General features: G+C 51.6%; 14 protein-coding genes. 4 read left to right on the top strand and 10 right to left on the bottom strand.

Features of this window, described 5'->3' with window-relative positions:
* The first annotated feature begins 122 nt into the window (after positions 1–122).
* Complete coding sequence (locus ACSQ87_RS09645) at positions 123–290, top strand: DUF2897 family protein (RefSeq protein ID WP_008006000.1); 168 nt, start codon at positions 123–125, stop codon at positions 288–290.
* 67 nt (positions 291–357) lie between these two features.
* Here ACSQ87_RS09645 and ACSQ87_RS09640 read toward each other — a convergent pair whose 3' ends face one another.
* Together ACSQ87_RS09640 and ACSQ87_RS09635 are read right to left on the bottom strand one after the other, a co-directional pair.
* A complete protein-coding gene (locus ACSQ87_RS09640) occupies positions 358–1,209 on the bottom strand; it encodes an urea carboxylase-associated family protein (protein ID WP_008148761.1) in 852 nt (283 codons plus the stop codon).
* A gap of 15 nt (positions 1,210–1,224) precedes the next feature.
* Entirely contained in the window at positions 1,225–1,878 is a 654-nt protein-coding gene (locus tag ACSQ87_RS09635) for a GntR family transcriptional regulator (RefSeq protein ID WP_223430723.1), read from the bottom strand.
* Positions 1,879–2,054: 176 nt separating this feature from the next.
* Between ACSQ87_RS09635 and ACSQ87_RS09630 the strand changes: the two genes are divergently transcribed.
* The gene (locus tag ACSQ87_RS09630; RefSeq protein ID WP_150655227.1) at positions 2,055–2,612 is read left to right on the top strand and encodes a TetR/AcrR family transcriptional regulator; all 558 of its coding nucleotides are present in this window, start codon (positions 2,055–2,057) and stop codon (positions 2,610–2,612) included.
* Here the strand turns inward: ACSQ87_RS09630 and fabF are convergent.
* The 3 genes from fabF to ACSQ87_RS09615 form a co-directional block, all read right to left on the bottom strand.
* On the bottom strand, positions 2,609–3,883 hold the full coding sequence (gene fabF / locus ACSQ87_RS09625) for a beta-ketoacyl-ACP synthase II (RefSeq protein ID WP_223430725.1): 1,275 nt from the start codon (positions 3,881–3,883) through the stop codon (positions 2,609–2,611). The two genes, ACSQ87_RS09630 and fabF, sit on opposite strands and share 4 nt — an antisense overlap.
* 32 nt (positions 3,884–3,915) lie before the next feature.
* Entirely contained in the window at positions 3,916–4,710 is a 795-nt protein-coding gene (locus ACSQ87_RS09620) for an SDR family NAD(P)-dependent oxidoreductase (RefSeq protein WP_223430726.1), read from the bottom strand.
* 206 nt (positions 4,711–4,916) lie between these two features.
* On the bottom strand, positions 4,917–5,252 hold the full coding sequence (locus tag ACSQ87_RS09615) for a ComEA family DNA-binding protein (RefSeq protein WP_150655224.1): 336 nt from the start codon (positions 5,250–5,252) through the stop codon (positions 4,917–4,919).
* A gap of 359 nt (positions 5,253–5,611) precedes the next feature.
* Here ACSQ87_RS09615 and ACSQ87_RS09610 point away from each other — a divergent pair, with 359 nt between their 5' ends.
* Both ACSQ87_RS09610 and ACSQ87_RS09605 read left to right on the top strand, forming a co-directional pair.
* Positions 5,612–6,379 carry a putative nucleotide-diphospho-sugar transferase gene (locus ACSQ87_RS09610; RefSeq protein WP_223430727.1) on the top strand — a complete coding sequence of 256 codons (768 nt, stop codon included), beginning with the start codon at positions 5,612–5,614 and terminating at the stop codon, positions 6,377–6,379.
* Positions 6,380–6,415: 36 nt separating this feature from the next.
* Positions 6,416–7,525 (top strand): acyltransferase family protein, encoded by a 1,110-nt coding sequence (locus ACSQ87_RS09605; protein ID WP_223430728.1) that lies wholly within the window; start codon positions 6,416–6,418, stop codon positions 7,523–7,525.
* A 325-nt stretch (positions 7,526–7,850) separates the two neighbouring features.
* Here the strand turns inward: ACSQ87_RS09605 and ACSQ87_RS09600 are convergent, their stop codons facing one another.
* From ACSQ87_RS09600 to ACSQ87_RS09580, 5 genes are all read right to left on the bottom strand, one after another.
* A complete protein-coding gene (locus ACSQ87_RS09600; RefSeq protein ID WP_263288566.1) occupies positions 7,851–8,918 on the bottom strand; it encodes an acyltransferase family protein in 1,068 nt (355 codons plus the stop codon).
* A 445-nt stretch (positions 8,919–9,363) separates the two neighbouring features.
* Positions 9,364–10,053 (bottom strand): nucleotidyltransferase family protein, encoded by a 690-nt coding sequence (locus ACSQ87_RS09595; RefSeq protein WP_223430731.1) that lies wholly within the window; start codon positions 10,051–10,053, stop codon positions 9,364–9,366.
* Positions 10,053–10,649 (bottom strand): D-sedoheptulose 7-phosphate isomerase, encoded by a 597-nt coding sequence (locus tag ACSQ87_RS09590; protein WP_223430732.1) that lies wholly within the window; start codon positions 10,647–10,649, stop codon positions 10,053–10,055. Before ACSQ87_RS09590 ends, ACSQ87_RS09595 begins: the two co-directional genes overlap by 1 nt.
* A complete protein-coding gene (locus ACSQ87_RS09585; protein WP_223430733.1) occupies positions 10,634–11,662 on the bottom strand; it encodes a GHMP family kinase ATP-binding protein in 1,029 nt (342 codons plus the stop codon). Before ACSQ87_RS09585 ends, ACSQ87_RS09590 begins: the two co-directional genes overlap by 16 nt.
* A 121-nt stretch (positions 11,663–11,783) precedes the next feature.
* Positions 11,784–15,020: a glycosyltransferase gene (locus ACSQ87_RS09580; protein ID WP_223430734.1), complete on the bottom strand. Its 3,237-nt coding sequence runs from the start codon at positions 15,018–15,020 to the stop codon at positions 11,784–11,786.
* Between the last annotated feature and the right edge of the window lie 911 nt (positions 15,021–15,931).

Raw genomic sequence — 15,931 nt, 5'->3', positions numbered from 1 at the left:
ACGAGGAATGTGTAAGACGTAACAGGCATAGAATGGAACCACTGCGAAAATTAATCGCTCAAAGTGGTATGCACGATCGGTTGGCAAAACCCGCCAATCGGCCTGCCCTCAAGGAGAGCCCTATGCCCTGGTATGCCTGGTTGATTCTGATCGTTGCAATCGGCTCGATCGTTGGTGGTTTGATGATGTTGCGTGACACCGCCAACAAGGTCGAACTGACCGAAGAGCAACGCAAACGCGTCGCTGAACGCAACGCGGAAGCGGACGCCAAGGATGCGCAGGACCGCTAGTTCAAAAGATCAAAAGATCGCAGCCTTCGGCAGCTCCTACGGGGGTCGGAGGCTGCGATTTTTCGATTTATTTTTCCCAATCGGCCTTGGCGATGTGCAGGCCGTGCAGCCCTTTGTATGCAGCGCGTTCCGGCTGGCTCCAGCCCTCAAGCAACGAATCCTCCAAACGATAAATCTCTACCCCGAGCGGGCGACAAACGCTCAGCGGATCCTGCGCATCCGGCCCCCACATGGCCAGTGACAGATCACCTCCCGGGCAGGTCGAGAGCGCACACAGCAGATCGATTTCGGCAAAGAATTCCAGGTAATCGCCCTTCTGCGCCGGACAGGCTTTCATGAAGTACATGTCGTCGTGGTTCAGGCCCGTGCACTGGAAAATATTCAGCACGTCATGCACGTCAAACTCGGTCAGCCCGTGAGGCAGCACCGCACGGGTCAGGTTCGAGTGGCAGTGATGATGGAAATCTTCACCGGTGAGCATTTTGTTCACATAAGGATCGCAGCGGGTGCCGAGCAAATCATGCAAGCGACCGCCATGTTCGTCGATGCCGTAACCGGCCAGGCTGTCATCGGTGATGGTCACCAGCGGCCGCAAAAAAGGCAGGTTCGACCAGAGCCGGTCATGGGTGCTGACGTGTGCGCCCTGTAACTGCCGGGTCCGTGCCGCCCACAAACGCTCCCGGGGATCGTTGGCATTCCAGACGTTGAAATCCCCGACTTGCGGCCCGACCGGCGTGGTCACGCGAAACACATGCCCGGCCGGCACTTTCCAGGCACGACCGGTGCGGATCGGCACCTCGAATTCTTCGATCAGCGTGCGCCCGTCCTTCTTGTCGCGAATCCGTTCGTAGAAGGCTTTGTCCACCTGCAAGGCTGAGCCTTTGCTGACTTGATAGGCCGCCGGATAGTCTTTGTACATGGCACGAATCCTCGATCAGTGATGGGAAACTGGGGTAAGCATTTGCAACAGGAGGTGTTCGGAATCGTCGAGATAAAGGCTCATGGCGTCCTCGGCCGCTCGTTTGTCGCCCTCGGCCAACAACTCATGGATCTGCCGGTCGCGCGCCAGCCAGGGCGCCTGAAAACGAGACTCATCGGGAGCGGTGCAGAACACCAGGCGCAATTGCGCGACGACGTTGGTGAAGAACTCATCGAACAACGGACTGCGCAGCAATCCGACGATGTGTTGATGAAAAGCCAGGCTGTGGGTGCCGACAGCGCGCCAGTCTTCGCGCTCCCGGGCAAGCTCGGTGGCTTCCAGGGCTTCGAGCATCCGGTCGGATTGATAGTCGCGCAGCGGCTGACTCGCGCTGATGGCCTGCAACTCCAGGGTGCGCCTGACCTTGAACAGATCCCGCACGTCCTCGACGCCCAGCCTGCGCACCATCACGCCCTTGTTGCGCACATAACGGGTCAGGCCTTCCTGTCCCAGGCGATGCAGCGCTTCGCGAATGGTATTGCGGGATGCGTTGTAGGCAGACACCAGATCGTTTTCCACCAACGCCATGCCGGGCAGCAAACGGCCGCCAATGATGTCGGCGCGCAATTCAAGTGTGATGTGGTCGGCCAGGGACAGTCCGCTGTTCATACTCATTGCCTCGTGATTGTTCAACAATCGTCAGTTAATGAGTAATCACTATTCGTGCCAGTTCATTCTAGACAGCAGGACGGCGTTGGACTCATCTGCATGCTTTTTAGAAGTAGAAGTACAATCACCATCCCATTTTCATTGGTTAATATGGCGCATTGTTGCGGAGATACCCGATGCGTTACTCGCAGGACCATAAAGCCCAGACCCACCAACGCATCATCAAGGAAGCGTCAGCGCGCTTTCGCCGCGATGGCATTGGCGCGACAGGTCTGCAACCGCTGATGAAAGCACTGGGCTTGACTCACGGCGGTTTCTACTCGCATTTCAAGTCCAAGGACGAACTGGTGGAAAAGGCTTTGCAAGCCGCGGGCGAGCAGGTCGATGTGATTTGCGCCGAGCTTTTCGCTCAAGATCGTCCGCTGGAAGCGTTCATCGACGCCTATTTGTCCGAATGGCACCAGACTTCACCCGATGAAGGTTGCCCATTGCCGACCATGTCATCGGAACTCGGCCTGCGCGGGCAGCAAAGCCCGACCACTGATGTGGTGCTCAACGCACGGCTCGAACAAGTGCAAGGCACTCTTGAAGACGAGGACGCCGCCGACCAAAGCATCGTCATCATGTCGACACTGGTCGGGGCTTTACTGCTGTCACGCAGTGTCGAGAATCCCGACCTGGCGCAGCAGATTCTCGACGTGACTCGCGCCTATCTCAAACAGCCCCGGGACTAACCCTCCCAACGCTTGAACAGCACGCTGGCATTCACGCCACCAAACCCGAAGCCGTTGGACAACGCGTATTCGATGGCCATCGGCCGCGCTTTACCGTGGACGATGTCCACGCCTTGGGCGGCGGGGTCCGGGTTGTCGAAGTTGAGGGTGGCCGGCACGACCTGATCGCGAATTGCCAACAGCGTGAAGATCGCCTCGATACCGCCCGCCGCGCCGAGCAAATGCCCGGTGGCGGATTTGGTCGACGTCACGGCGATTTTGTTATCCGTGCCGAACAACGCCTTGATGGCTGCCAACTCTCCCAAGTCCCCGACCGGGGTCGAGGTTGCGTGAGCGTTGAGATGCTGCACCTGCGCCGGCGAAATGCCCGCTTGAGCCAACGCCAGCGACATCGCCCGTCGCGCACCGCTGCCATCCTCGGGACCTGCCGTCAGGTGATAGGCGTCGGCACTGGTGCCGTAACCGACCAATTCTGCCAACGGTTGAGCACCACGGGCCAGGGCATGTTCCAGGGATTCGATCACCAGAAGGCCAGCGCCCTCCCCCATGACGAAGCCATCCCGGTCACTGTCGAACGGCCGCGAGGCACGTTCCGGGGTGTCGTTGTAACCGCTGGACAACGCGCGAGCAGCAGCAAACCCGGCGAGACTGACGCGATCGATCGCCGCTTCCGCGCCGCCACATACTGCAATGTCTGCCTCGCCACAACGAATCAACCGCGCCGCATCACCAATCGCCTGCACCCCGGCCGCGCAAGCTGTCACCGGCGCACCCAATGGCCCCTTGAAACCGTGCTGGATCGACACATGACCCGCGGCGAGGTTGACCAGAAATGAAGGAATAGTGAATGGCGACAAACGTCGCGGCCCACGGCTGTCCGTGGTGCGCACCGCATCGGCAATCGCACCGAAACCACCCACGCCGGAACCGATAATGGTTGCCGTACGCTCCTGGGCATTGGCGTCCGCCGCTTGCCAACCAGCCTGCTCCAGCGCCTGACGCGCCGCTTCCATGGCGAACATAATGAAGCGGTCCATCTTCTTCTGCTCTTTAGGCGCCGTCGCCCGGTCCGGGTCAAACCCCGCCTCGGGATCCTCAGACAGCGTCGGCACAGCGCCCCCGACCTTCGCCGGCAAATCGGCAACCACCTCGTCCGGCAAATTGCGCAACCCGGAACGCCCGGCCAACAGACGCGACCAAACGGCTTCGACGCCAGAACCCAATGGCGACACCAGGCCCATGCCCGTTACAACTACTCGACGATCACTCATACCGCAAATACCTCAAGCCGATTGATGACGCCTCACGTGTAACGCGCGGCAGCCTTACTTTTGGAAAGATTCGGCGCCAATACATGACGCGCCGCAACGAAGGCATCCCAGTCGGCCGCATCCGGCAACGAAGGAATGGTGATCAACTCACCCTGGTCCAGACCCGACAACGCGGCATCGACCATCTCCCCGGCGTCCATAACCATATCCTCCGGAATCTGGGTAGCATCGATACCGGAGCGCTCGAAGATTTCGGTGCGTGTTACACCTGGCAACACCGCCTGCACCTTGATCCCGGTGCCCTCCAGCTCGGCGTTCAACGACTGCGTCAGACTTAACACATAGGCCTTGCTGGCGCTGTAAGTTGCGTTGAAGCGCTCGGGAAACAACGCCACCACTGACGCAATATTGATGATCGTCCCCCGACCCGCCTTGGCAAAACTGGCGGCCGCTGCCGAGGCCAGTCGCGTGACCGTCGTAACATTTAATTGAATCAAGCGTTCCAGCTGATCCATGTCTGCATTGGCCAACAAACCATCCGTTGCAACACCGGCGTTGTTCAGTAACAGGCTGATACTCGAATCGCTGCGAAGACGCTGCTCAAGCTTCAGCACCTCATCCTTCTGCGTCAGATCCGCCTTGAGCACCTCGACCTGAACGCCATGCTCGGCGCGCAACTGGGTAGCCGCCGCTTCCAGCCGCTCTTGATCACGGGCAACCAATAACAAATCAAAACCACGCGCCGCCAACCGCTGCGCGTAAATTGCACCGATACCGGAAGAAGCACCGGTGACGAGGGCCGTACCTTGGGACTGGACAGAATTCATGACTGTGCTCCTGGGAGACGCCTAAAGGAAAGACAAGCGCCTGAGGCTCGGATGCCTTGGCGGAAAAGTCTTTTATTATAGGCATAATCTTATTCGCATATGATAGACGTAATTTTTCTCATCACGACGAAAGGCACACCATCACAGCATTCGCCAGATAGCAAAAAGGCCGATCAATGACCGGCCCCTGGCGCTGACGTATAAGCTTAGTTCACCTCAAGCTTCTCGCGATTCTTATCCAGAATGGCTTTACCGATCCCCTTCACTTCGAGTAACTCGTCCACCGACGCAAACGGCCCATTACCCTCACGATAAGCAACAATCGCCTTGGCCTTAGCCTCGCCCACACCGGACAACTCGCGCTGAAGGGTTGGCGCATCGGCCTGATTCAGATCGACCTTGCCGGACTGCGCCTTGGGAGAAACCTCCAGCACCAGGGGTGCATTGCCAGCCTCAGGCTTGGCCGTCGGCGCAGCAATGGCAGCAATAGAGGCGCTGGTGAGCAGGGCAAAAACCAGAGAGTAGAAATAGCCAGTACGCATAAATGACGCTCCATGACATCAATTGGGAAAGCAGCTTTTCCGAAGCTGCCTCCCAAACTTAGGCGATGTCTGGAGCCTGTCAAAAATGTGTCCGTTACAGGATGTGAAATCATCAGGGTTTGAGGAGACGTTGCTGGTAGATACAGTCGAAGGGCCGCATGGCACGCTCGACCGTATTGCTATCAACCGGTAATCCGGGACAACTCCCGGCCGAACTTCTTCATGATATTCCAGCCCGGCAGAGAGACGCACCTGAATGCAAGAGTCAGGCGGAGTAATTGGCAACACTCGTCAGAGTGTCGCCTACGTGTAGAATGGCGTCCATTATTTCCCCTCATAGCCAAGTGGAGCTATGCACCATGCTATTTTCAAAGCGCCTACTTTCTCCCCGTCGCTCGGGCATCACGATCGTCAGCGGATGTGATCGAATCAGATTTAAGTCATTCGTGAACCACAAGCTTTTTGCAGATGTCAATGGAGCGAATTACGTATGGTCGTTTATGCTTCGGCGAGAAGGTATGAACCCGTATCTCAGGAAAATCGAGATCATCCAGGCAGCTCTCGGTGCGGACGAGTGGGTCTTCTGGCTTGATGATGATGCCTACTTTACGGACTTCTCCTGGAGACTCATTCCATATGTTGAGCGTTTCGCGAAGTTCGATCTCGTTATATGCAAGAGTCCCGTTAATCAAGGCGCATGGACATTTATTTCATCGGGACAATTTTTCTTAAAATCTACACGTCGCTCAGCTCAGTTCCTGGATGCAGTGCGCAATGTAAAGTTAGACGATGTGAAGAAGTGGTGGGACCAAGAGAAATACGGAATGTATACAAATGGCGACCAGGATGCGATGGTTTATGTATTAAGCACGGACAGTCGCTTCCGCGAAGGAGATTTTTTTACCCGGCTTGAATATACCGAGTTCAATAGCCGAGAGTTTCATTATCGCGACGCGCCGAACGAACATCGTCTTCTGCATCTAGCCTCAAGCATCAAGACAAAGGAGCAGTTACTCTCTGAATTTAGAGATCGCTTCGAATTAAACGAATTTTTAATTCCTCCAGAGCATCTTGAAGGGATTGACATTACCAGCTATTCAAATTTAAACCTAGCATTGCCCGGATAGAATATAAATCTTGACTATTAAGGTGTCACTGGCCTAATGAAATATATTCGCGAACTCGAAGGCTTACGCGGAGTTATGGCGTTGTGGGTGGTTTTGGGGCATGTGCTTGCTGCACTGCCCCCGCTTTTTGGCTCATTCCCCAACAACTTGTATAACTCATATCCCGTGCAGGTATTCATCATACTTAGTGGCTTCGTGATTTTCTCGATGCTTGATCGCGGCCCCCAATCATACCCGCGCTATATAATAGGGCGGGCGTTTCGCATATTACCGGTATACTGGGTGGCATTGCTTATTTCAATAGCCTCGTTGCCTATAGCCACGGAAATCTTGCATGCGTCGCCACATGGAGTTGCAACAGACGGACGAATTCAGATTATTGAAATTGCTCAAAGCAATCTGTTTTTTCACGTCTTGGCCCATATACCACTTCTACAAGGAGTTTTGCCGACATCCGTCTTGCCCTATGCTTCCCTTACACTCGTCGGACAAGCATGGAGCCTTACCGTAGAGTGGCAGTTTTATTTAGTCGCGCCGCTGCTGTTTCTGATGCTCACATCCCTTGGGCGGGTTTCGGCGCGTATCGCAGTTATCTCGATTGCAGCAGTATGCTGGATTGTCAGCCCTTACATGGAAAGCGGATTCCTCGGGAATAACTTACCCATGTTCTGCGCAGGTTTCCTCAGCTATTTTGCGTTCAAGAACTTTTTACAAAAACTATCACAACAAGAGTTAATATCCGTTGCCGTATTATCTATCGCGTTTACATTGGTTTTTCTTCGCGAATTTTCGGCACCATTAATAATCTGGATCATTACGTTCCTCAGCATTGTCTCGGCCAAGTTTTCCGGAAGCAGCAACGTGATCGGTTCAATATTATCAACAAGAATCGTTACGTACCTTGGGCGAATAAGCTACCCGCTTTACATGATACATATGCAAGTTCTATTCGCATCCATGTGGCTGAGTAACACACTGGAATTGTCCGAAAGTGCCCGCATCGTAGCCATTCCCGTGATAGGGGTGGTGGCATCAATCGCGGCAGCAGATATCCTTCATAGAGTTGTTGAAGTGCCCTTCCATGAACTTGGACGGCGCATTTCCACTAATCCACTGACGCGTAGAAATGCGCTTGATGCAGCATAAACGCGGAAGGCCTTCAATAGATCTTCGGAAGTCTACAGGCTTGGGTCGAGATAGACTTTTCGACTATTGCGTCGGGACGCATCATGAGGTGCTGGCTCCGGAAAGAAATCGGGAGTACAGCATCGCGGATCAGTTAAGTGCTTTGAATGTGGGGTTCATGGAGCGCTTACGGTTCTCCAGCCTGGTGAAGAAACTGATCCATAAACCGGGCATTATGAAACCCTGGGGATTTTAGGATCGTCAGGCGTCTGCGCTGTCGCAGCAGCCCCTGTAGCTCTTCATAGGTGACCTGAGTGACTGTTACATCATAAATACATACACTTGCTCAAGCCCCTGAATTGAGCTTCTCACCCACAACAGGATTGAACGCCGAATCGGCATCACCACCATTCGATACAGGCCTGACTTTATTTTTTGGCTTGAATTTGAGAACCCTTTTCTCTATCAAATGCCAAGAGCCGTATCCCAAAACCAGAGTAATGACCACTGTAACAATAAGGTAGGTTGAATAGGCAATGCCGGGGAATTTGAGCAAAACAAACTGCTGAACCGGAAAAGCATAGATATAAACACCGTAAGAGCAGTCACCCACTTTATTAACCAAGCTTCCCAACCAACTTCTGGAAAGTCCGTATGCCAAGACGACATACGGTAACGTAAGCCATAGCAGGGGCTTCGAAATCGATGAATACGGTGCCAGAAGAAGGGTTATCATCACCATGACAGTTACGCCGGAAAGACTGAACCACCGTTCGAGCCCCCACTTCGCATAACATGCCCCAATCATGAAATAGATGCCTATCAACGGAATGTTTCTTACATCAGTATCGTAAACCACCAGCAAAGGCGCATCTCGCCAGCACCAAAAAACCACAATCAGCGCAAACAATACTGTGGTAACTGTGTATACAAGACGACCGCCTTTGAATAGAAACCCAAGCGCCACGACTACCAAATACATAAAAAACTCGATAGGCAAACTCCATAGAGAACCATTGATCACATTGGCAACTCTGGCGTGCTCCAGCACGCCCGGCAAATAGAATACTGGACTTAAAATTATATTCTTTAAGTACATAATAAATGCCAGATTCAAGAAATACTGTTTGACTGTCAAAGTGGAAAAAATGGGACCAAGCAAAAACGAAGTTACTACGACAACAACAATCAGGGCTGGAAATATTCGCAGCGATCGCTTAACTAAAAAACTAATGACCGAAGGATCAAAACTCCAACTTTTTGCAATCAAGTAACCACTAACGATAAAAAATATCGCAATCCCGAGCCCGCCGTAGGAATCAAGACCAATAAAGATCTCCGGGGAATTACCGTAAATATCGAATGAATGAGCATATAGCACCATCAGCGCGGCAACCAACCGTAACAAGTTCAAGTTATTATCCTTGTGCAGCATGTATTTCCGCCCTGATTTTAATTAAAAGTAATAAGAAACTTCTATTCTTCCAACAGCTCGCGTAGGGCAATAGCCCGGCACTTCGTCAGGCCGGGACCGATGTCTTCGCTGCAGACCTGGATCACACGTATTCCCGTGCCGTCATTGGTGACGCTGTGAGGATCATACAACGCCACTTGGTCCTCTGCAGCTCAATCAGCCTATGCACCGTCCAACTTCGAGCTGTAGCGCTGGGTTGGCCATGCTTTTTTAGATCAGCGGTGCCGGACTGCCGGCGGTCGCTGGCACGCTTTGGCAGCCGTTTTTCGAAAGTCTACTGGCTTGGGTAGTTAAAATACGCCGCCTGCAAACTAAACATCTCCCCTCTTAAACTCACGACCAGAATGAATCAGGCCATCTCGTTCAAGAAACAATCCTGAATGTTTCACGGAACACTAGCCAGCAAAGTTTGCGCAAGCTGGAAATCTTGAGGAATACCGATATCGATAAACTGACCTTCCGTTACAAATACATCAAAAAATGTGTGTTTTACCTCTGTTGCCAAGTAGTCTGCTTCCAGCGAAAAGGCAATATAAGGTTCAAATGAATCCAGTTGATGCCGACAGAAAACGTAACAACCAGCATTAATTAATCCCGCCCCAGAAACGCCTTTTTCCGTAAAACCGCTTACCTTCCCTTCGTCTGTAAGCAAACGGCCATATCGTGCAGTATCCGGCACTTCGCGCCCGACGATGATTGGGCGCCGATGCAACTGCCAAAGCCTTTCGACTGGATCAACCTCGAGGTCTAGATACGTATCACCGTTAAACACATACACATGATCCTCATGACACTGCGCCAAGGCCAATCGAACAGCCCCCCCCGTACCCAAAGGCTCCTCTTCAACCACATAGCTCAGCTCCATTCCCGCATATTGCTCGCCAAAATGGTTAGATATTTTTTCAGCCATATAACCTGTTGACAATGTCACGCGCTTAAAGCCCTTACGAGCCAAGGCACTGAGCAAAATTTCCAGAAACGGCCTGCCAGCAATAGGTGCCATGGGCTTAGGTAGATCGGGCACCAACTGACGTAACCGAGTGCCAAATCCCCCCGCCAGAACAATGGCTTCCATCAGGCGTTACCCTTGAAAATTGCGTTTTCTACCAAGCCGCACAAGATATGACCCAATATCAGGTGGCCCTCCTGAATTTTTGGTGTATCTGGTGAGGGGACCGCAAGCAAATGATCACAAATCTCGCTCATTGGCCCACCGAGGTTGCCGGTCAGTCCAACACACACTAAACCACGCGCCCGAGCCTCTTGCAGAGCGAGTAGAATATTGGGGGACTTACCAGAGGTTGAATAAGCAATGAACACATCGCCTTTTTGGCCAAGTGCTTGCACCTGCCTGGCAAACAATTTTTCGTAGCCGTAGTCATTACCAATTGCAGTGAGGATAGAACTGTCCGTGGTCAACGCGATTGCTGGTAATCCAGGCCGGTCAAAGGCAAAACGGCTGACAAACTCACCCGCAATATGCTGAGCATCAGCTGCACTGCCCCCATTACCTGCCAAAAGAATCTTTCCTCCTTGTTTCATGCAGTGTATACAGGATAATGCTGCAGCCTCAACACGGTCGATAAGGTTACTATCAGCCAACATAGCATTCATGATTGCCTGTGAATCGACTATCTGCGCCTCAATGTATTTCCTCAATTGATTCTCCATGCCTGCGTGCCATATTTGGTGAAGTGACAATTACTAATCTGACCGTCGAAGGAGCTTAAGGTCCGAATTACTTCCATGCGTCGCTCTGTAGGCACAAAGAACAACATAAAGCCACCTCCACCCGCCCCCGAAATCTTACCAGCAAGAGCGCCTGAGGCAATGGCGGCGTCATATATCTCATCTAGATACGGATTCGATACCGACTTGGCCGAGCATTTCTTATTTTCCCAACCTTGGCGCATTGATTCTACGAAGCCAGAAAAATCTCCGCGCAGCAGACACTCCTTCATTACCAGCGCTTCGTGCTTAATACCGTGCATGGCCTGCACGGCGCCAACCACCCCCGCCTTCACGTTACCACTCTGATCGGCAATGATCTTCGCCGACTCTCGTGATACCCCGGTAAAGAACAACACAAGTGAAGCTTCCAACTCGCAGATAATCCAACTCTTGATACGTAATGGATTGATTACTGCCCGATCATCAGCATAAAACTCCATGAAGTTGAAGCCACCAAATGTAGCGGAATACTGGTCCTGCCTGCCGCCCTGCAATCCACATTCCACTCGCTCAATACGAAAAGCCAAGAGCGCAATTGTATAATCATCAAGTGGCAGATTCAGCAGCTCCACAAACGCACGAATCATGGCAACCACTAGCGTGGAGGAAGAACCCAGGCCAGACCCCACAGGCGCGTCGCATAAAGTGCTGAACTGCATCGCAATGGCGCGGCCACCGTTGTAATGCTCGATCATATGATTGTAAACCGCCGCATGCAGGTCAAGCTTACCATCCAGCACATACGAGGCAGCGCAAGGCATTACCTTCTCCACCTGTTGATCGGTTGCGATGAAGCGAACCAGTGGTTCCTCCAAAGTTTCAATCACCGCATAAGCGTAACGATCTATTGCTGCATTGAGTACGTAACCGCCGTAGATATCACAAAACGGAGAAACATCCGTACCACCACCTGCAAGCCCTAGACGCAAAGGTGCACGTGCGCGAATTATCATATTGTTGATTCCAATACCCTTGCTCGGTTCATTTAAGCAACCCAAGAGCTTCACCCCCGAGGGTGAAGCAATATTTTTTTATGCGCCCGCTTCAACTTTTTCAAAAAGCCGAAGCATGCCATCACGCCCGAAACACCTCGTCAATTGCAAGACACGCAGCGGCACGGGAGAACCCCTTCATAATCAGATCAGCTCCCGCAGCAGACAATTCAGCGCAGCGCGCGGTATCGGACAGTAAATCCAGAACACCTTCTGCAAGGCCATTCGCACTCTCGCTTACTATGGCGTCAAGGCCAGATGTCACACCAACCCCCTCAACGCCAACCTGAGTCGAAACCACTGGAATTCCCTCACGCAAAGCATCCACTGTCTTACCTTTTACTCCTGCACCATAACGAAGCGCTACAAGCACCATACGCGCACGATCGAGATAGGGTTTGACGTCTGGTACCTGGCCTGTCACTACGACACGAGAACCAGCGAGAGCAAGAATTTCAGCTGGGGGCGCATAACCAACAAGGACCACGCGGGCATCTGGGCGCTTCTCCCATACACGCGGCATTACTTCATTTACTATATATAGCGCTGCATCCACGTTCGGAGCGTGAGGGAACCCCCCGACAAAAACTATGTCTGTCAACCCTTCGAAATGAGCAGCGTCGCGACGACAAATTTCATGAGCCTCATAATAATATGGCGGCAGTACGAAAACAGGCTTATCAGGAACTAAACGTCGTATCACCTCAGCCTCATCGGCACTTGGCGATATAATTTTATCTACACTCGAAAACACCGAGAGTTCTGCTTCCTTCATCCGATTTGCGTCAGCAAATTTATCAGGGTCAGCATATAACTCCGCCTCTCTTTCAAGCCTCACGTGATGCAAATCATGAGTGTAATATGTCAAACGAGCAGAAGTTAAATTTCGTAACGGATTAATGATATTTTCAGCAATTTCAGGTCGTGCCAACCACACTTCCTTCACGTATTTGCCATTTTCCATTAACCATGATTCAAGGGTCTGAGGTGATCGAATCAACATGACACCTTGACGCTCAAGATTATCGGCTGAAGGGCCTTCTGCCCTTCCTTCCACAGGGCAGAAGACGACCCGCCATCCAGTTGACGCCAATAAGGATAAATAGCTACTCATGGTGACATCGCCTGCATGACGATTCGGCTGCGGTACACTATATTCAACAACTAGAAAGACTGGCCGCTCATCAGACACCTGCTGCAGTAAAAACTCATCCTCCGATCCGCTCGGCTGCATGGGTAAAACAGTTGCAAAACGCTCAGAGAACTTCGCCTGATTGATGGTACTTATCTGATTTTGTCTCTCCTTCGCATCCCCATATGATGCGCCGCCGAGATGGACGATACGGCTTTTTGGCTCGCAAATAACCTTCAACCCGCGCTCTTGCACACGGAACGCAAGATCAAAATCTACATAAGATGCAGGAGCGTAACGAGCATCGAGCCCCCCCATGCCTAGAAATAAAGATGTCTTCATCAAAAAGCATGTGCCAGCAACACAGTCCACCTCCCTACGATAGGTAAAGGCTCCGTTTCTGGCATCTTTGTTACGGCCAATAGGATAACCCTGACCGCTTTGAAGCATTCGCCAACCGGCATCTTGAATAGAACCATCAACATTCAATAGCATTCCACCAACAAGCCCTGCGTTCGGGACATCCTCGAGCGCATCAACTAAATGACGAAGCCATCCAGAATATACGATTGTATCGCTATTTAAAAAACAGATGAAGCGCCCGCGCGCCACTTCGGCGCCTCGATTACATGCAAGCGAGAAACCCAAGTTTTCCGAATTTGAAATCTTAAATAACCCCCCGCTATCCGGTATGCCCCACAGAACTTGCTCTTCTGGACAATCGTCGACGAGAATAACTTCAAAAGACGGTTCACCCTCAAGACCAATGGAAATTGAGCGAAGGCAATTTTTGAGAACACCTAGCTCTCGATAAACGGGTATCACTATCGATACTACAGGAGCCTCTACCGGCGGGAAGTAAATTGGCGCTTCCCCATACATGCACACAAATGCACTTTCCAAGTTAAAATCTGACTTGGCAGCAACCACTTGCTGTACTTGGGCAGTGTCAGCATCCGCAGAAATCACTGGCACCACGGTGCGTTTTCTTTTCCACAAAAGATATTTATGGCCAATTTGCATCGTGAGCGTCCACCAGAGAATCTTGAGTGAACGACGAAACGTGCGACCCACCACCGGGTAACGCACCCCAACTTTACGAAGAGGCGCCGTAATCTGCCAACTTGTACTACTGACAACGAGATCCCTTTCAAATGTAGCATTAGCAGCCTCTGCACGAACTCTCTCTAACTCATGCAAGGCATCTTCGCGAGCAGCGCTTAACTCCAGCAAATCACCCTGCGCTTTCTGCAGCGCAACTAGAGAATTAGCTGAAAGCGAGTTAACCTGAAGAATTGCGGACTGTACCTTATTTGCGGCAAGCGATGGAGCTGCAACCTGAAGAGCGGACACTCCATGCCTTCTTACATCGAACTCCATAACCTTTACCATGGCTTCTGGACGCACAGCAAATGGCGCAACAGCCAGCAGCGGCCAAAGGACCGGGATCGATATTTTCGGTTCTATTTCGCTAATGAAATGAGATCGCGCCTGCTCAACATTATCGTGAAAAACGCAAGACATGGAAATCGAGGCCGCAAAATCCTGCCATTTAAAAGGCAGATCAACACAATCGCTGTTCCAGAACCCAAAACGACGCCCATATGCCGCCGCTACAATCGCCGCATGCAATGATCCGCACAAAACAAATTCTGCAGTCGTTAAACGATCAATAAATTCAAAAATACAAAGAGTATCATTATTTATATTTGGCCTAAGGATCGCACTACATCCACTTAATGCAAGGAGCTCATCGTCCGTTCTGATATCGTGAAAATGAGGAACCAAGAGGGTCTCACCCTTAATTCCAGGCAAAGAGCTTGGGGTGTAAAGCGCAGGGAGAAGCAACCCCGGATCCCCCATTGGAGTTTCTATCCCCAACCGCAATGCTGATCGTGACAAAGGGCCTCGAACGGCCAGAATATCGACAAGCCCACGACTCTTGTCGGTTAAACTATTTTCGTGCCGAAGCCCACATCCCCAATAAATAGTTCGGATACCCTGCTGAGTATCAAACTCTGATTCACTCTTCAACAACTCGTCATCCATACAGCTACCGACAATCCTAATGGAGTCTGCCTGCATGCCCGCACTGTAAAAAAGTTTTTGCATAAAAAAATCCGACAAAAAATCGCCGAAATTTTGAATTGGCTCACCATCCAGCCAGTATTTTGGATTGCGCCACATTTCAATAAACCCTAATCATACTTACTTTAATAGAATATTTAGAACCCGCCAAAAGAAAGCGAACCCTTTAATCCCCGCAAAAAACCTGCCACAATAAAAAAAACTTATTAACTCGATAAAAATTCAGCACCAGACATTCCTTTCAAATAAATATTTAATTCAAAAAAAACAGCGGATCGATCAAAAACGATCATTCCAGCCGCTCATTCTAGTGTTTTTAGCCGCCGCGAACACCTCACGAAAGCCAATTTCTGCATTACTCGCGCAACGCTCCCTGGAAAAGCTCATCAGGCTCATATGGGGCTCAGATCAGGTAGTCAGGGCGTATTCAAGCACATCCGGAGACTCATTCGCAGTTTTCCTGGACGTGCTGACCGGCGGGTTACTGCCAAACATTCTTACGCAGATAATCGAATGCCGGTAGGTAGTCATCTGCAAAGCACAGATCGAAAACTACAGCGAACACCTGGAGATGATGGCTCAGCGCTAGCTGAGTGGTTTCAAGAAGTCGTCCGAGGTATTCGGTGATGAAGGGGACGCAGGACGCCATCGCGGGCAGGCCGCGAAAGCTGTCCTCGTGGTGCAGGTTAAAGCGGTGACAGCCACGCTCTACTCCAGTACGACCAAAATAGACCGTCGCCACTGATCATCAGACTACGCAGCATTTGCATGGGAGGGGGCAAAACCATCACACCTGACAAAGCCCAATGGAACAAGGACAAGCACAAACAAAAAACGTTGCCCAATAAACGGACTCGGGCACTCGCGCCTACGAATCAACTCACCTCAAGCCTGTCACGCTTTTCCCCGGAATCGCCTTGCCGGTGTCTTGGGCAATAGAAGCGCTAGTCATCAAGGCAAAAACCAGAGAGTAGAAGCAGCCTTTATACGTAAGTGACGCTCCATGACAT

The organism is Pseudomonas sp. LjRoot277 (assembly GCF_964253845.1).
Classification (GTDB): Bacteria; Pseudomonadota; Gammaproteobacteria; order Pseudomonadales; family Pseudomonadaceae; genus Aquipseudomonas.
This window is presented reverse-complemented; position numbering and strand designations above follow the sequence as displayed.

Bases quoted from the DNA above. Each gene is read 5' to 3' on its own strand.
- ACSQ87_RS09645 (WP_008006000.1), top strand. From the start codon at position 123: ATGCCCTGGTATGCCTGGTTGATTCTGATCGTTGCAATCGGCTCGATC.
- ACSQ87_RS09640 (WP_008148761.1), bottom strand. From the start codon at position 1,209: ATGTACAAAGACTATCCGGCGGCCTATCAAGTCAGCAAAGGCTCAGCC.
- ACSQ87_RS09635 (WP_223430723.1), bottom strand. From the start codon at position 1,878: ATGAACAGCGGACTGTCCCTGGCCGACCACATCACACTTGAATTGCGC.
- ACSQ87_RS09630 (WP_150655227.1), top strand. From the start codon at position 2,055: ATGCGTTACTCGCAGGACCATAAAGCCCAGACCCACCAACGCATCATC.
- fabF (WP_223430725.1), bottom strand. From the start codon at position 3,883: ATGAGTGATCGTCGAGTAGTTGTAACGGGCATGGGCCTGGTGTCGCCA.
- ACSQ87_RS09620 (WP_223430726.1), bottom strand. From the start codon at position 4,710: ATGAATTCTGTCCAGTCCCAAGGTACGGCCCTCGTCACCGGTGCTTCT.
- ACSQ87_RS09615 (WP_150655224.1), bottom strand. From the start codon at position 5,252: ATGCGTACTGGCTATTTCTACTCTCTGGTTTTTGCCCTGCTCACCAGC.
- ACSQ87_RS09610 (WP_223430727.1), top strand. From the start codon at position 5,612: ATGCTATTTTCAAAGCGCCTACTTTCTCCCCGTCGCTCGGGCATCACG.
- ACSQ87_RS09605 (WP_223430728.1), top strand. From the start codon at position 6,416: ATGAAATATATTCGCGAACTCGAAGGCTTACGCGGAGTTATGGCGTTG.
- ACSQ87_RS09595 (WP_223430731.1), bottom strand. From the start codon at position 10,053: ATGGAAGCCATTGTTCTGGCGGGGGGATTTGGCACTCGGTTACGTCAG.
- ACSQ87_RS09590 (WP_223430732.1), bottom strand. From the start codon at position 10,649: ATGGAGAATCAATTGAGGAAATACATTGAGGCGCAGATAGTCGATTCA.
- ACSQ87_RS09585 (WP_223430733.1), bottom strand. From the start codon at position 11,662: ATGATAATTCGCGCACGTGCACCTTTGCGTCTAGGGCTTGCAGGTGGT.
- ACSQ87_RS09580 (WP_223430734.1), bottom strand. From the start codon at position 15,020: ATGTGGCGCAATCCAAAATACTGGCTGGATGGTGAGCCAATTCAAAAT.